The sequence below is a fragment of the Priestia veravalensis genome, assembly GCF_001457055.1.
In the GTDB taxonomy this organism is placed as follows: Bacteria; Bacillota; Bacilli; order Bacillales; family Bacillaceae_H; genus Priestia; species Priestia flexa.
This window is the reverse complement of the sequence record NZ_KQ758660.1, coordinates 1-16,331: the sequence shown is the minus strand read 5'-3', so window position 1 is coordinate 16,331 and position 16,331 is coordinate 1. Positions and strand designations below refer to the sequence as shown.

At 36.8% G+C, this 16,331-nt stretch carries 19 protein-coding genes; 6 read left to right on the top strand and 13 right to left on the bottom strand.

What is annotated here, in order from left to right:
• Positions 1-115 precede the first annotated feature (115 nt).
• Entirely contained in the window at positions 116-1,276 is a 1,161-nt protein-coding gene (locus AS180_RS13410) for an aminotransferase (RefSeq protein WP_025908076.1), read from the bottom strand.
• On the bottom strand, positions 1,276-1,776 hold the full coding sequence (locus tag AS180_RS13405) for an Lrp/AsnC family transcriptional regulator (protein ID WP_025908075.1): 501 nt from the start codon (positions 1,774-1,776) through the stop codon (positions 1,276-1,278). The genes AS180_RS13410 and AS180_RS13405 overlap by 1 nt, the downstream gene beginning before the upstream one ends.
• 159 nt (positions 1,777-1,935) lie before the next feature.
• Between AS180_RS13405 and AS180_RS13400 the strand changes: the two genes are divergently transcribed.
• Both AS180_RS13400 and AS180_RS13395 read left to right on the top strand, forming a co-directional pair.
• The gene (locus AS180_RS13400; RefSeq protein ID WP_025908074.1) at positions 1,936-2,763 is read left to right on the top strand and encodes an alpha/beta fold hydrolase; all 828 of its coding nucleotides are present in this window, start codon (positions 1,936-1,938) and stop codon (positions 2,761-2,763) included.
• Between the two features lie 196 nt (positions 2,764-2,959).
• Positions 2,960-4,132 (top strand): MalY/PatB family protein, encoded by a 1,173-nt coding sequence (locus AS180_RS13395; protein WP_025908073.1) that lies wholly within the window; start codon positions 2,960-2,962, stop codon positions 4,130-4,132.
• 35 nt (positions 4,133-4,167) lie between these two features.
• Here AS180_RS13395 and AS180_RS13390 read toward each other — a convergent pair whose 3' ends face one another.
• Together AS180_RS13390 and AS180_RS13385 are read right to left on the bottom strand one after the other, a co-directional pair.
• Positions 4,168-4,698: a superoxide dismutase family protein gene (locus AS180_RS13390; protein ID WP_025908072.1), complete on the bottom strand. Its 531-nt coding sequence runs from the start codon at positions 4,696-4,698 to the stop codon at positions 4,168-4,170.
• A 98-nt stretch (positions 4,699-4,796) separates the two neighbouring features.
• A complete protein-coding gene (locus tag AS180_RS13385) occupies positions 4,797-4,985 on the bottom strand; it encodes a hypothetical protein (RefSeq protein ID WP_138116472.1) in 189 nt (62 codons plus the stop codon).
• A 72-nt stretch (positions 4,986-5,057) separates the two neighbouring features.
• On the opposite strand from AS180_RS13385, the gene AS180_RS13380 reads away from it, so the two are divergent.
• Positions 5,058-5,441, top strand: a complete 384-nt coding sequence (locus tag AS180_RS13380) for a kinase-associated lipoprotein KapB (protein ID WP_025908070.1) — start codon at positions 5,058-5,060, stop codon at positions 5,439-5,441.
• A 35-nt stretch (positions 5,442-5,476) separates the two neighbouring features.
• Here the strand turns inward: AS180_RS13380 and kapD are convergent, their stop codons facing one another.
• Together kapD and AS180_RS13370 are read right to left on the bottom strand one after the other, a co-directional pair.
• Entirely contained in the window at positions 5,477-6,091 is a 615-nt protein-coding gene (gene kapD / locus AS180_RS13375; protein WP_025908069.1) for a 3'-5' exonuclease KapD, read from the bottom strand.
• 230 nt (positions 6,092-6,321) lie between these two features.
• Complete coding sequence (locus AS180_RS13370; protein WP_025908068.1) at positions 6,322-6,705, bottom strand: hotdog fold thioesterase; 384 nt, start codon at positions 6,703-6,705, stop codon at positions 6,322-6,324.
• A gap of 280 nt (positions 6,706-6,985) precedes the next feature.
• On the opposite strand from AS180_RS13370, the gene AS180_RS13365 reads away from it, so the two are divergent.
• Both AS180_RS13365 and AS180_RS13360 read left to right on the top strand, forming a co-directional pair.
• On the top strand, positions 6,986-7,522 hold the full coding sequence (locus AS180_RS13365) for an HD domain-containing protein (protein ID WP_025908067.1): 537 nt from the start codon (positions 6,986-6,988) through the stop codon (positions 7,520-7,522).
• A gap of 118 nt (positions 7,523-7,640) precedes the next feature.
• Positions 7,641-7,832 (top strand): hypothetical protein, encoded by a 192-nt coding sequence (locus AS180_RS13360; RefSeq protein ID WP_025908066.1) that lies wholly within the window; start codon positions 7,641-7,643, stop codon positions 7,830-7,832.
• 52 nt (positions 7,833-7,884) lie between these two features.
• Here AS180_RS13360 and AS180_RS22645 read toward each other — a convergent pair whose 3' ends face one another.
• The 6 genes from AS180_RS22645 to AS180_RS13335 all read right to left on the bottom strand — a co-directional run bounded on the left by AS180_RS22645 (position 7,885) and on the right by AS180_RS13335 (position 13,895).
• Positions 7,885-8,046, bottom strand: a complete 162-nt coding sequence (locus AS180_RS22645; RefSeq protein WP_156413490.1) for a hypothetical protein — start codon at positions 8,044-8,046, stop codon at positions 7,885-7,887.
• A gap of 120 nt (positions 8,047-8,166) precedes the next feature.
• Positions 8,167-9,495, bottom strand: a complete 1,329-nt coding sequence (locus AS180_RS13355) for a Na+/H+ antiporter family protein (RefSeq protein ID WP_062686933.1) — start codon at positions 9,493-9,495, stop codon at positions 8,167-8,169.
• A gap of 182 nt (positions 9,496-9,677) precedes the next feature.
• Entirely contained in the window at positions 9,678-11,159 is a 1,482-nt protein-coding gene (locus tag AS180_RS13350) for a leucyl aminopeptidase (RefSeq protein ID WP_062686932.1), read from the bottom strand.
• A 337-nt stretch (positions 11,160-11,496) separates the two neighbouring features.
• Positions 11,497-12,114, bottom strand: coding sequence for a 3D domain-containing protein (locus AS180_RS13345; RefSeq protein ID WP_025908063.1), 618 nt, complete (start codon positions 12,112-12,114; stop codon positions 11,497-11,499).
• A 116-nt stretch (positions 12,115-12,230) separates the two neighbouring features.
• Positions 12,231-12,554, bottom strand: coding sequence for a YuiB family protein (locus AS180_RS13340; protein WP_025908062.1), 324 nt, complete (start codon positions 12,552-12,554; stop codon positions 12,231-12,233).
• 126 nt (positions 12,555-12,680) lie between these two features.
• Positions 12,681-13,895, bottom strand: a complete 1,215-nt coding sequence (locus AS180_RS13335) for an NAD(P)/FAD-dependent oxidoreductase (RefSeq protein WP_061786649.1) — start codon at positions 13,893-13,895, stop codon at positions 12,681-12,683.
• A 466-nt stretch (positions 13,896-14,361) separates the two neighbouring features.
• On the opposite strand from AS180_RS13335, the gene AS180_RS13330 reads away from it, so the two are divergent.
• The gene (locus AS180_RS13330; RefSeq protein WP_062686931.1) at positions 14,362-15,354 is read left to right on the top strand and encodes an NAD(P)/FAD-dependent oxidoreductase; all 993 of its coding nucleotides are present in this window, start codon (positions 14,362-14,364) and stop codon (positions 15,352-15,354) included.
• Positions 15,355-15,380: 26 nt separating this feature from the next.
• Here the strand turns inward: AS180_RS13330 and AS180_RS13325 are convergent, their stop codons facing one another.
• Positions 15,381-15,833 (bottom strand): hypothetical protein, encoded by a 453-nt coding sequence (locus AS180_RS13325; protein WP_025908059.1) that lies wholly within the window; start codon positions 15,831-15,833, stop codon positions 15,381-15,383.
• Positions 15,834-16,331 lie beyond the last annotated feature (498 nt).

Below are 16,331 nucleotides of genomic sequence, written 5' to 3'. Positions count from 1 at the left end.
TATTATACTTTATTATTTCCCATATTTCCCTTAAATTATAAATAGAAAATTGATTCTATCCGCAAAAAATAAACCATGCTAACTTCTGACATGGCTCATTAGCATGGTTCTTCTATTATAACTTATTTTGCATGAAACGGCCAATACGTTTTATAGCTTCTTCTAAGGATTCCATGGAAGAAGCATAAGAACAGCGTACGTGTCCCTCTCCTCCTAGCCCAAAAACACTACCTGGCACCACTGCCACTCTTTCTTCTAAGAGAAGCTGTTCAGCAAATTGCTCCGAAGTTAAGCCGGTTTTTTTTATGGATGGAAACACATAAAAAGCCCCTCCTGGTGTATGGCACGAAAGCTGAATTTCATTTAATGATTTGACCATATAATTCCGTCTTCGTCGATAACTTTTTCTCATTTCTTCTACATCGTGTGACCCATTTTTCAGCGCTTCAATTGCTCCGTATTGGGCCATTGTTGGTGCACACATCATAGTATATTGATGAATTTTCAACATGGCTTGTAACAGATCTACTGGTGCGCAAATATATCCCAATCTCCAGCCTGTCATTGCAAAACCTTTTGAAAAGCCGGAGACAATGATGGTTCTATCTCTCATTGCACCAATGGAAGCAATCGATGTAAATGGTTCGTCGTAGGTTAGCTCTGCATAAATTTCATCTGTAATAACCAATAAATCATATTTTATGACAATATCAGCAATTGCTTCAAGTTCCGCCTTAGTTAATGAACTACCTGTTGGGTTATTGGGAGAACAAAGCAAGAGCGCTTTTGTCTGTTTTGTAATAACCGCTTCAATCTGTTCTGGCTGCAGTTTAAATTCCGTGTCTGCCGTTGTTTCAACAGGAACTGGAACACCTCCAGCTAACGTTATGAGTGGACTATATGAAACAAAGTTTGGCTCTACAACAATGATCTCATCACCAGGATTAATAATAGCACGCATTGCCACGTCTAATGCTTGGCTACCTCCAACCGTAACTAAAATTTCATTTTGATAATCATATGAAACGCCAAACTGCTTTTTCATATAATTCATTAGTTCTTGACGAAGCTCAAGTAAACCTGCATTCGCTGTATAGGATGTATAGCCTCTTTCAAGTGATAAAATACTGGCTTCGCGTACGGACCACGATGTAACAAAATCTGGCTCCCCAACACCAAGAGAGATAACATTATCCATACTCGCTGCTAAATCGAAAAAACGTCTAATTCCTGATGGTTGTAAGCTCTGTACTGTCTTAGACAAGCGTTCTTTCATTACGGAGACACCACGATTCTACGGTCTTCATCACCTTGTTCATAAATCGTTCCGTCATGTTTGTATTTTTTTAAAATAAAATGCGTCGTTGTGGACAATACCGAATCTAATGTTGAAAGTCTTTCCGAAACAAAGAATGCTACTTCAGACATTGATTTCCCTTCGATAATAACAGATAAATCATAAGCTCCAGACATCAAATAAACAGACTTAACTTCTTGGAATCGATAAATTCTTTCAGCAATCTCATCAAACCCCACGCCTCTTTTAGGAGCTACCTTAACGTCAATCATAGCCGTTACGCCTTCATGCCCATCCACTCGGCGCCAGTTGATATCGGTAGAATATTGAACAATTACTTTTTCACGTTCTAATTTTTTTACAATCAGCGTCGCTTCATCTAGGGGTAGGTCAACCATCTTAGCAATTGTATCTATTGAAATTCGACTATTTCTTTCTAAAATCTCAAGTATTTCTAATTCTTTTTCATCTAAAAACATGTAAATAACCTCCTGAAAATAATCAAATATTCCCACTTTTTACATTATAACAAATTTCATAAGTCATTGAGATTTGACGTTCGTCTTCTATATTTTGCATGTAACTAAATAAGATAGCTGGGCAAACTGTTAAAAAAGATAGCTGGAGTGAAGAAACAAATGATCCAAACGGAGACAGCACACTATCGTTCATTTAACAATGTACACGTATATTATGAATTACATCATTTTGACCCTAAAAAGCCAACAATTGTATTCATACACGGATTTCTATCATCTAGCTTTAGCTTTAGAAGACTCATTCCATTATTGAAACAGAAATTCTCAATTGTTGCAATAGACTTACCACCATTTGGTCGAAGTGAAAAATCACTAACTTTTCACTATTCGTATGAAAATTTAGCAAAAACTGTTTTAGAAATCATTGAGCATTTAAAGTTAGAACAAGTGATTTTATCTGGTCACTCAATGGGTGGTCAAATTTGCTTAAACATCGCTAAGTTACAGCCACAATACGTATCCAAGCTAGTTTTACTTTGTAGCTCTGCCTATCTAGGACGATTGCATTCTGGTCTCGTTATGTCGTCGTATTTACCATTTTTTTATTTATGGGTCAAGACTTGGCTAGCTCGCAAAGGTGTTAAAGCTAACCTTCAAAATGTCGTTTTTAACCACGATCTTATTGATGAAGAAATGATTGAAGGGTATACCGCTCCTTTTTTAGACGACCGTATCTTCATGTCATTATCAAAGATGATTCGTGATCGAGAAGGAGACTTATCAGAAAAAGATCTGCGTAAAATTAACAAACCAAGTTTGTTGATATGGGGAGAAGAAGACAGGGTAGTTCCTCTTCATTTAGGTAAGAAGCTTCAACAAGATTTGCCAAGCTCTACTTTTATTTCGTTAAAAGACACGGGACATTTGTTACCGGAAGAGTGCCCGGACGATATCCGAAATTATATGGTGGATTTCTTATCAAGCTAATACTAAAAAAGATATAGTCCTGTCAACAAGACAGGGCTATTATCATTTATTTAAAAAGCATTGCGTTTTTTCTCTTAAGCATTCGACAGCAACTTCTTTGACTTTTTCAAGACAAAGCATTCAGAATAAAGACATCGTATCGTCATTTAAATCTCTTTGATAGATTTAAAAATCACCTAAAATGGAGGCTCATATTATGAAGAAAGATTTCTTTAATAATAAGATTAATCGCATAAACACGAATTCTGTGAAATGGGACCGGATGGAAAATCTTTTTGGAAAAAAAGACCTGTTACCTTTTTGGGTAGCTGATATGGATTTTGCAGCTCCAGAAGAGGTCGTTAAGGAAATTGCTAAGCGTGTAGATCACGGTGTTTTTGGATACACAACCCCAACTGAGTCAACGAATGAATCTGTTCGTTCTTGGGTCCAAAAGCGACATGAGTGGAACATTGAAGCAGATTGGATTACATACAGCCCAGGAATTGTTTTTGCCATTAGTATGGCCATACAGGCTTACACACAAAAAGGGGATTCAATCTTGATTCAACCGCCCGTATACACGCCGTTCTTTGAAATGGTAAAAGTAAACGAGCGTAAATTGATAGAAAGTCCTCTATACTTAAAGGGGGATCGCTATTCAATTGATTTTTCATCTTTTGAAAAGCAGCTTGCTTCTGGGGTGAAAATGTTTATTTTATGTAGCCCACATAACCCTATAGGTAGAGTATGGAAACGCGGTGAGCTAGAGAAAATTGCAGAGCTTTGTAAAAAGTATGATGTATTAATTTTATCTGATGAAATTCATTCGGACTTAGTATATAAACCGTCTGTTCATATTCCAATTAGCTCTCTTAATGAAGATGCTGAAAATCGTACCATTACGTGCATAGCACCAAGCAAAACCTTTAATGTTCCTGGCTTACAAGCTTCAGCAATTATCATCCCAAATAACGAATTACGCGAAAAATATCAACAACAGCAGCACAAACAAGGCTTTTTCACATTAAACACATTTGGCACGATTGGCCTAGAGGCTGCTTATACACATGGAGAAATTTGGCTGAACGAACTGCTAGCATATTTACAAGAGAACATTGACTTTACTAGAAGCTTTATTAAAAAAAACCTACCTTCCCTCAAAGTGATTAATCCTGAAGGGACTTACTTATTATGGATCGATTGCCGAGCTTTAAATATGTCTGATGAAGATTTGCATAACTTGCTATTAACAAAAGGGGGAATCGCTGTTGAAAGCGGTGTGAAATACGGGGCAGCTGAAGGGAAAGGCTTTATTCGATTGAACATCGGCTGCCCTCGAGAACAGCTAAAAGAAGGTTTAAAGAAGTTAAAAGCTGCTCTGTCTTAACCTAAAAAAAGGACGCTTTTAGGCGTCCTTTTGGTTTATTTTTCTTGTTTTTTCTTAATAACACCGCAAGCAATTCGCGTACCAGAATCTCCAGTTGGTTGAGACATACCATCATCTTTATTTTCTGTAATAATGATAGAAGAGCCTTCCATCGTTTTAATGAGGGAGCCTTTCCCCTCTTTTAATGTCACTTCAGGGGCCATATCTGTCCCATCAAAAGTCCCATCGTCTTTTACGATAATGTTCTTTAAGTCACCAGCCTCTGGACCATCCGGGTGAAGTAATCCATGCTTTTTATCATCTGGATTTAAATGATTACCTGCTGTTTTAAACGTAGGAGCTTTGCACACGCCTTTTTCATGTATATGTACACCGTGTTTACCAGGAGGTAGTCCTTTCAATTGATACGTAATCTCTACGCCGTCAGATACTTCTTTTAGCTTTATATTACCTAAGCTATCTCCATCAGCGTTATATACTTTCACTTCTTTATTCGAAATGTCTTTTTCACCACAGCCCACTAACATTACTAATGGTATGCAGCCAATTAGTAGTAACTTCTTCATGTTGCCCTCCAATCTTAGATTCCCTTATGGTTCACCTTCCCATAGATTGTCCAGCAACTTTCATTTTTAAACGCTTGCATTATTATCTGAACAAACGGTCACTCTGCTGAATGTTTTCGCTCTAGCTCTTTTATTTTCTCTTCTTCTTTTTTGGAAACTTTAATAACAAACCTCCATGTCAGAAATGCTCCTATAAAAAACACAAACATCCATATAAATGCTGGAATATACTCTGTTTTATCTTCTGGAAAATAAAGATATAGATTCATGATTATCGCTTGCATCATTTTCACCCTTTCTCTATGAACTTTAAACTATAATGACTTATAATAATAAATAGAACATTACTTAAAGGAGAGATAAATATGAGTTTAGAAATTGGTGATTCTGTAACTGCTTTATACAAAACTGGAAAATACATTGGAGAAATTACACAAGTACGCGACCAGCATTATGTAGTACGAGTAAAAGCGGTTATCAAACATCCTCAACAAGGAGATTTACACAACCCTCAACAAGTAGATGTTCCATTCTTTCATGAACGCCGTGCATTAGCTTTTAACGAGCAAGCTAATATTCCAAAACCAATGGTTAAAGCATATACAACTGAGATTCCACAATATAAAGATTCATTAGAGAATGCTTTAACAGCACTGATACATGAGCTCTCTTTAAAAGATAATTCTTATGCAACAAGAAGTATTGAATGCCTCGAACAACTGCAAAAAGATTATAAACTTTAAACAAAAAGCCAATTCACATTACGGTGACTTGGCTTTTATAATGCAAATTTATTTAATAACTTTGAAAAGTCGACCCGATCACCAATTGTAGTAGGTTCAGGCTTTTGTAAATAGCGTTTGTCTTGTTCTACCAACTTAAAAATATTAAATGTAGTCATAGCGTCATCAAGCGCACAGTGATGCTTACCCGTTCCTTCTTTTCCATATTCTTGAACAGCTTTCCATAAACCTGTTTGATTTTGATCTCCAAAGAAACGCTTATATTCCATAGACAAATCTACTTCTTTTCCTTTTAAAGGAAACTTCAAGCCTTGCTTTTGACAATTTTGCTTGAGCACTTTCATATCCATGTTTCCCCAAGTGATAATTGTACTGCTTTCATACTGACCTAACTGCTGAATTAGCTGTTCGAATGTAATTCCATCATCTACGTGTTTCTGCTGAATGTGCAGAAAACTTTTACAGCGATCCGTTAACTTTGGAAAACTAGTGGGTTTAACATACGAAGAAAAGCGGTCTTGTATTTCTTGGTTTCTTACAGCAACTAACCCTACTTCAATAATTTCAGGAAAAAAGCCTTTGGGATACCCTTTGTATTCGGGCATTGTAAATTCAAAGTCAATAAAGACATAGTGTTCATAATTGTTCATCTTTATCACCCCTTTTTAAATAAACCTGCCTACGAGACTGCTATTATAATTATAGCACGCTTATGCAAAAGATAGGTTTATTTCTATTGATATTTTATAATATTATGAATATTCTTTTGGACAATAAAAAAAGAATGCTTTGTTATTACTATATTCCAAAGCATGTCTCTATGATTAGGATATCCACCATATCTTTTATAATTTTTTTACTTTTACAGCCTGTCTTTTTGCTATTTTTTTGGCAGTATTGCTAACGTACAGCGGGAAATACAAATTAGATCATCTTTCTCATCTACAATCGCCACTTCCCAGATAGCTGTTTTTTTTCCTTTATGAATTGGTTTACCAACAGCTGTCACTACGCCATCTCTTTTTCCTTTAATATGATTTGCATTAATTTCTAAGCCTACGCATATTTCCTGCTCTTGATCAATACTTAAAAACCCTCCCAAGCTAGCAACTGTCTCTGCTAATGCGACAGATGCTCCGCCATGTAGTAAACCAAAAGGTTGCTTTGTTCGTTCATCTACCGGCATGGTCGCTTCTACATAATCTTTGCTAGCGTGAATTACTTCGATGCCTAGCGTACTTAATAACGTATTGTCAGTATTCATCTTATCCCTCCGCTATATCATTTTTTTCTGCATACTTTTTATTTTACAATGGTTATCTTCTTCACAAAAGGTTTAAAACCCTTTCACCTCAACTGGTAGCTCTTGTCCATTTTTCTATTTTAATAAAATATTAAGTACATGTTTTCACGATATGAATAAACTAATATACAACGGATTTTCTATGTTTATTCATCTAACATTATCGTTGTTTTTTCTATTCAAATATGCTATTGTTGTTAGAAATAATTTTTTACTGTCTTTTTTTAGGAGGGATTATATGATGAGACATGTTACTTTGCTAGACATCTTCACACACCCAATTGCTAAAAAATATTTAACAAGATCTGGAGTTGCTCACGCAGTTTCTGTGGCGTATCATGCTTTTCGTTTATCCACTCAGTACAACGTCAACCCAGATTTAGCAACTAAAGCGGCCCTACTTCACGATATTGGTCATTATGAATGGTATACAGATGGTCAGTGGGACTATGAAAAATATAAAAAGAATGATATTCATGCAATCAAAGGAGCTGAGCGCGCCCACAAATTATTAATACGTCTTGGGGAAGAACCTCAAGCAGCAAAAGAAATTGCTTTAGCTATTTTACTTCACACTGATTCTTACTTACCTGAAGGAACCATTCATCAACGTCCGCTACAAAAAGTAGTCAAATTAGCTGATGAAGCAGACGAAGAGCCAGGTGGAAAGCACCATTATCGCCAAATGGATTATGCTTTAGCTGTTAAGAAAATTGAAGAACTTGACCAAAACGTGGAACGAATTCTTGGATCAGAACAATTTAAGCAATTAGGCTAAAAGGATTAACTTCTTTATTAAAAGTTAATCCTTTTTTATGTACAAAAATAAACCTTATAATTCCCATATATTCGCAAATACTACATAAGGATTCTAAATTACAAAGGAGGTACATACCATGCAAAAAAATGCTAGAGGATTTGTACAAGATTCATGCACATCATTAACAGCTGCTAAGACTAGCCTAGAGCAAGCTCTTCAAACTGTTGAAAAAGGTTCAAATCGTGAGCGTATTGAGCAGTCTTTACAGGCTGTTGAAGCTGCATTAGGTCAATGTGATTCAACAGCTTCAACACTATCACAAGTTTAAATAAAAGAAGAGTTTGGGACATAACAAAATGATTGCTTCTAAGAGACGAACACTAGCTGTTCCAATCTTTTTGGTTTGTCTGAACACGTTCGCTCCATTGCGCTACGGCCACTCGCTTTCCGCGGGGAGGAACCTGAGCTTCCTCGCTGCGCTGCGGGATCTCAGTTTTCCCTCTCTTTCCCGCAGGAGTCGAGTGTCCTACGCTCCATTCCACCCTGTTTCCAACATTGTTTTCACAATCAACCAAAAAACCTGAACGATTAAAAGTGAGAAACTCTCAATCGTTCAGGTTTATCATTGGCTGAATTACTTATGTCCCAGCCTCCTTCTTTCTTTATAGTACAAGTGCAGCAATCCATCCAAAAATAATTAACGGAATGTTATAGTGTAAAAAAGTTGGCACACATGTATCCCAAATATGATTATGCTGACGGTCTACGGATAAACCTGAAGTCGGCCCTAACGTGCTATCTGAAGCAGGAGAACCTGCATCCCCCAACGCACCCGCTGTTCCAATAACTGAAATAGTTGCCAACGGACTGAGACCTAATTCTAAACAAAGTGGCACGAAAATTGTAGCAATGATTGGAATCGTTGAAAATGATGAGCCGATTCCCATCGTAACCAATAAACCAATTACAAGCATTAACAAAATTCCTAGTACTTGATTGCCCCCGATTAAATTAACAGAACCTTGAACAAGAGTTTCTACGTCTCCCGTTTCTTGAATCACTTTAGCGAAACCTGAAGCTGACAGCATAACAAATCCAATAAATGCCATCATACGCATACCATCAGTTAAAACCGTATCCGCTTCGTTCCATTTCACAACACCGCTTAGGTATACTACGATAATGCCTGCAAGTGAACCAAAAATCATGGAGTCTAATGGAATTTGCACCGCTAATGCAACAAAAATAGCTATTAATGAAATGATAATACCTTTTCTTGTATACGAAAGTCCATTATCGCTAGTTTCTTCGTTCACCGTTAGCTTACTATCTTTATAAACACGGGGCTTACGATATGAAATAAAGACCGCTACAAGCAAGCCAATAACCATTCCTAACGCAGGCAACGCCATTGCTTTAACGATATCACCGTCGTGTACAACTAAACCATTCTCTTGTATGTTTGTTGCAAGAATATCATGATAGATTTTCCCAAACCCTGCTGGTAGAAGCATGTATGGTGTCACTAATCCAAACGTGATGACAGTTGCAACAAGACGACGATCGATTTCGAGTTGATTAAATACTGTTAACAACGGTGGAATTAGCAATGGAATAAACGCAATGTGTACAGGAATTACGTTTTGTGAAAAGCATGAAATAATCAAGATAATTAATAAAATAAGTACTTTAGAAAGTGCTTTTCTTTTTGTATCTCCTTCGCGTCCAACAATCTTTAGTGCAACTGCTACTACTGCGTTGGGAAGACCTGTTCTTGAAATTACAACAGCAAACGCTCCGAGCAGTCCATAGCTTAAAGCTACAGATGCACTATTTCCTAAACCTTCTGTATATATATTGACTGTATCTGTTAAGCTAATTCCTCCAACAAGTCCTCCGATGAGAGCACCTATAGCTAGAGAGAAAACAACGTTAATACGAAGTAAACTCAGCACAAGCATAACAGCTACAGCTACTAAAACTGCATTCATTTTGAAACCTCCGTACTTTAGTGTGTTAAACAATTAGAGAATTAAAACAATACACTCATTATAATACCTCACACTCAAATGTCAATGGGAAATCTAAACAAACGTTTGATTAAACCGTTTTCTTATACAAAAAGCATGGATGAATGAATCATCCACGCTTTTATTATCCACTATAATATTGTTTAAAAATCATGAATTAATTGAGCTAATGTACGTACCATAACGCCTGTTGCACCAGAAGGACCATACGAACTAGCGCCGTTTGTTGTAGCCGTTCCAGCAATGTCCAAGTGAATCCACGGGGTGTTTTCCGCAAATTCTAATAGGAAGGTTCCTGCCATAATCGCATGTCCTTCTCGTCCTGGTGAGTTGTTCAAATCCGCTACTTTACTGCTTCTCACCTTCTTTTTATCTTTTTCTGCGATAGGCAGTTGCCAAATCATCTCACCAGTCTGTTGACTTGCATCCTTTAGCTTCTCATAAAAAGCGGAATCATTCGTCATTGCACCTGTTGTATGTGTTCCTAAAGCTACAATAACACCACCTGTTAACGTTGCTACATCAACTAAATAGGAAGCTCCATGGTGTTTAGCATACGTTATGGCATCTGCTAGAGCCAGTCGTCCTTCTGCATCTATATTCAATACTTCAATAGTTTTTCCGCTCATAGCTGTAATCACATCATCTGGCTTAAATGCCGTTGCGCTAATTACGTTATCCGTAGATGGAATGACCATTACAACGTTTTGCTTTGGTTTTGTTTCACCAATCACTTCCATTGCTCCTAACACCGATGCCGCTCCGCCCATATCCGTCTTCATCCCAACAATCCCAGATTTTGACTTGATTGAGTAGCCACCTGTATCGAAGGTAATACCTTTTCCTACTAGGCCGATAACATCCTTCCACTCACTTTTCCCTTGATATTTTAATGTAATCATTTTAGGAGGTTCAGTAGATCCTTGGTTAACGGCGAGTAAAGCTCCCATCCCTAACGTTTCCATCTCTTCTTTTTCAAGAATTTCGCATTCAAACCCATACTTATCGGCTAATTTTTGAGCATAATCAGCTAAATCTGTTGCCGTTAGCATATTACTTGGTAAATTTACGAGCGTACGGGCTGAATTTGTAGCTTTACCATACACATAACCGCGCTCAAAAGCACTCTCGATATTATTAGAAGCAATGATATTTATTTTTTCAAGCTGAACGCTTGGTAGATTCGAGCGCTTCTTATAATGTTCAAATTCATATGTAGATAGCTGACTCATTTCACCTAATAAGCGTGCAGACATTTCTTCACTAATAACAGAGGTTGTAAAAGTAGAAAGTGCAATAGTCACTTCTGTTAACTGACTTACCTTAATACGTTGAAAGAGCTTTCCATATGCTTCTTTTAAGGTTTCCTCTGTCAGTCCGCTGTTTCTACCTAAACCGATAAAGATTAGACGCTTCGCTCCTATCTTGTTAAACGTTGGAATAACTGAAACCTGCTTTTCATTAACGTTAATGTCCCCTGCTTTTACAAGCTGTGAAAGATAGCCATCAAACATCCCATTGATTTCTTCTAGAGGTCCTTCAAATGAATCATTTTTATGAAAAACACCTACTACTAGCGCTTCTGTTTCCCTTTCTAAATTTAGATTAGTATGTAACTGAAACATCTATAATCATCCTTTCATGTTCGAATCTCTTAAAAGCTACAGAGCTCTTTATATGTAACATTGTCTCATGAAAAAATAAAAATAACGAGTACATTCATTTATGTCTAATTTATAGCAACCAAAATAAAGAGTTTGGGACATAACAAAATGATGGCTTCTAAAAGACGAACACTAGCTGTTCCCATCTCTTTCCCGCAGGAGTCGAGTGTCCTACGCTCCATTCCACCCTGTTTCCAACATTGTTTTCACAATCAACCAAAAAAACCTGAACGATTAAAAGTTATGAACTCTCAATCGTTCAGGTATAGTAGAGGCTGAACTACTTATGTCTCAGTCTCTAGCGAACTGAATTAACTTTTTGCCTAAATACCTGCATCGATTTGTTTTCATTAAGCGCGGTTAACTGTTGTTCAGACAAGGTTCCCTTCCCTTTTTCAACTACGTACACGCTAAGCTCCTTTTTACCCCACATCTCGTAAACATCATCTACTGTTTCAAAATATAAATCTAAATGATTACCTTTAATTGCTCCACCTTTATCCGCTACGACACCATATCCGTATCCAGGAATAAATAAAATCGTACCAATTGGAAATATTGATAAGTCTGCAGCGATTGTCGAATATAAGTCTCGTTTTACTTTTACACCTGAATATGTGATTCCGTAACTTGGATCTGTAGGATTTTTACCTGTTGATTCATATCCTGCTGTATACCCTGTCGCTAATACGATATGACTTGGGTAAGCTGACCAATCAAAAGCTTCTTCAATTTCTAATGCTTCCTTCTCAGAAGCATTCACTCGAAGACTATGATTAACAGTTGTAGAATCAGCCCATAACAGACTTTTAAACAAGACGGTAACGGGTACTCCTGTGACAGCTTCATAGGTTGTCAGCAATGCCCCTACAACAAGTAAAGACATGACAATACGCTTTATTAGTGTTTTAATCATTTGACTCTTTCCAACTCCTCCCACGAATCTATTTGTTTCCAAAGGAAAGTCAAATTATGCGTAGAAAGAGCAAAAACCCCTTTCTCATGAGAAGGAGTTCTTTCAATAATACATGCTTAAAACATTTGGTATCCTCTTACTCTAAGCATTTTGATTGCTACCCCTGCCATAAGAGCACCTAGAAAACCAGATAGCAAAATCACGATATCTGCAGTTGCTAATGACAGAAATCGTTCACCTAGCTGAGCCACTGATGCTAACGGCTCTTGGACATATTTGGCTGCTCGTACTTCATCCACAATCAAAATCACAATAATTGGGTACGTAATTGCCATAATCCACGACATTCTTAAGAGCATATTCAATAAGAAACCGATTCCAAAAAACAAAACAAAAAATAACAGCATCGAAATAATTAATTCTGGTACACTCATTGCCATTTTGACCCATCTCCCCGTCCTTCTTTCTTTAAGTGTACTTAAGTCCACAAACAGCGTCAATAACAGAATTTTTCGTTTATTACACATAAAAAAGGAGATTCCCCAGAATCTCCTTTCACCAATTTATTAGAAGAAATTAAATTTCCCTTTTTTAAGAACTAAACCTACTCCACCCTGTAGGAATAAAGAGCGGTTATCAACAACTTTTTTCATAAATGATGCGCTTGAACCAAATAATTTACGGCCATACACAACTCCAATTGCATCATCATGTCCTAAAGAACATACCGTACCTTTTAGATCTGCTTTAAATTCTTTAAGCTCTTTTTCGCCACGAATTAAGCGTGCGATATTTTCTGCACATGTCTCACCCTGCTGCATAGCTACCTGAGCTGTTGGTGGGTAAGGACGGTCGTTTTCAGGATTGATCATAAACGAGCAGTCTCCTACGATAAATACATCCTCATGGCCTGGCGCTAACAGAGAGTTGCTTACCTTAACGCGACAACGGTTATTTTCAAACCCTGCTTTTTCAATAATATGACTTCCTCGAACTCCAGCTGCCCATACAACGGTTGCTGATTTAATTTCTTCAACTTGATCATCTTTTTCAACTAAGATGCCTTCTTCTGTACATTCCTTGATTGCTGTACCGATTTTGAATTCGACACCTTTTCTCTCAAGTTGTGTCACCGCATATTCAACCAGTTCTGGATCAAAACCTGGTAAAGCCGTTGGTGCAGCTTCTACACAGATAATGCGGACTTTTTCGCGTGGAATATCAAATTCTTTACATAGCTGAGGAACGCGGTTTGCCAACTCACCAACAAACTCAATTCCAGTAAATCCTGCACCGCCAACAACGATTGTTAATAACTCATCGCGCTTTACAGGTTCATTATTGTACGTTGCAAATACGTAATCAATATGTTCGCGAATTTGACGTGCAGCATTGATATTAGCAATTGAGAATGCATATTCTTTTAACCCTTTAATTCCGAAGGTTTCAGATTCATACCCTAATCCAACAACTAGATAATCATACTCGAGTTCACTGTTTTCTAAAATAACACGTTTTTCTGCAGTATTAATGTCCATTACAGTGTCTTTTACAAAGTTTACTTTTCCCGTATTAATTAAACTTTTCACTGGAAACCTTGAACGGTCGTGATGTAATGTACCTGCTGAAACCTCATGTAACCATGTTGTTTCATAATGGTAATCATTTTTATTAACGAGCGTAATCTCCGCGTCGTTGGTACCTAATTTCTTTTGTAAATGAACGGTTGTCATAATCCCACCGTAGCCAGCACCTAAGACAACAATTTTTGGCTTTTTCATTGAATGGTCATCCACCTTTTTTAGTTTAGAGTTATCAAATATTTGTGTTAAAAGTCATAAAGTTATAAATAAGGTCTACTTTTTTATGTTAGTGTAAACAAGAAAAGCTGTTACTATCCATTTCTTTTCCCGGTTTTACCTTATTGTATTCCATATAGTTTGTGAATCATTTCACGTAAGATGACGTACTAAAACCTTACTGAAACGATATTATATCTAGAAACATATTATGCTTTTTTAAGCTATTTTTCAATACCTATTCATTGATTTATAAGCTTTTTAATTTTCACTCTCTTCACTATAATGGAAATTTTATTAAATTGTTTTCTTCTTTTTCCATATGTATGAAAAGGGTTAAAAAGTTTTCTTTCTTCATCAGTACTTTATAATAAATTTTTATCTTTTAATTGTGCTATCATAACAGTAGACTTCTTTAACCTAAATTAACGAATGAGGTGACTAAATCATGAAAGAAGATAAACAAGTATACGATATCACCATTATTGGTGGCGGTCCTACAGGCCTATTTACTGCATTTTACGGTGGAATGCGCCAAGCTAGTGTAAAAATTATTGAGAGCCTACCTCAATTAGGAGGCCAACTTTCCGCTTTATACCCTGAAAAATATATTTATGATGTTGCTGGATTCCCAAAAATTCGTGCACAAGAGCTTGTTAATAATTTAAAAGAACAAATGAAGCAGTTTAACCCAACTGTTGCGCTAGAACAAGCAGTTGAAAAAGTAGAAAAGCAAGCGGACGGTGTTTTTCGATTGACGACTAATTCAGAAGTTCATTATTCAAAAACAATTATTATCACAGCTGGAAACGGTGCTTTTAAACCTCGTAAAATCGAGCTAGAGAATGCAGAGCAATTTGAGAAAGCAAACTTACATTATTTCGTTGATGATATGAATGTGTTTAAAGGACGCAAGGTATTAGTATGTGGCGGCGGTGATTCTGCAGTAGATTGGTCATTAATGCTTGAACCAATTGCAGAGCAAGTTACTCTGACACACAGACGTGATAAATTCCGTGCGCACGAGCACAGCGTAGAACAATTAAAAAACTCCAAAGTGGATATTAAAACACCATACATCCCCGTAGAATTTATTGGTGAAGATCGAATTACACAAGTCGTTCTTGAAAATACCAAAGGTGAAGAAAAAATTGTGGTAGATGTTGATGACGTCATTGTGAACTTTGGCTTTGTTTCATCGCTAGGTCCAATTAAAGAATGGGAGTTAGAATTAGAAAAGAATACAATTGTCGTTAACTCCAAGCAAGAAACAAATATTCCTGGAATTTATGCAGCTGGAGATATTTGTACATATGACGGGAAAGTTAAGCTCATTGTTGCAGGATTTGGTGAAGGTCCTACAGCCGTGAACAATGCGAAAGCTTATATTGATCCAAAAGCTCGCCTACAGCCAATGCATAGTACATCAATGTTTTCTTAATAAAAAAGCGAATGACCATTGAATGGTTATTCGCTTTTTTTTAGGGCTTCCGCTAGTACATGTAGTCCTTTTTTATCTTTCGTCTTTAACTTAACCTCATATTTAAACTCTTCTGGATGAATTAGATTTGTTGATACCTCATAGTTCTTCAACCTACTTATATAATCGTGATACGGCAACAGGTTAAACGGCGATCCCACACTTTGAAAAATCAGCTGTGCCGCTTCTTGTTCTTGAGTATCTGAATATAGAATTGCTAACTGTTTGTTGGAATCTAAAAGTAGGGGTGTAGTCTTTATTGGCAATGATGTGGGGATATGTTGGATAAAAATCATTGATTCAATTTTATCTTGCTTCTGAGATTTCATCGGAATAAACCATGCAGTTAGTTGTTGAATCATTTGCATTAAGCGATTTTTTCTAAAAAAAGCCCCGTAGCTATAAGCATTTGTTCGTAGTGTATTGTTTTCTTCTACCAAACTTCGCACCTCCTTAAAAGCCAGTCTAAATAAAATCGGATTTTATATGTAAAATTATAAATAATTCTGATAATTGAGTCAATTAAAATAACATATCAAGTTATGTTTTGTCACATTCATTTCATTTTATACCTTATTCATTGTAAATATACTTGTTGCTTTTCATATAATGCGTCAGAACTTCTAACAATCATATAGAAAACGAACCCTTTTATATATATGATAAGGTCAAATCATAAATCTTACGTTAAAAATTGAAATAGATAAGGTGATGTTATTTATGCAAAGCCAAAATACCCAAATAAAAAGAGTTTGGGACATAACAAAATGATGGCTTCTAAAAGACGAACACTAGCTGTTCCCATCTCTTTGGTTTGTCTCAACCCGTTCGTTCCATTGCGCTACGGCCACTCGCTTTCCGCGGGGAGGAACCTGAGCTTCCTCGCTGCGCTGCGGGATCTCCGTTTTCCCTCTCTTTCCCGCAGGAGTCGAGTGTCC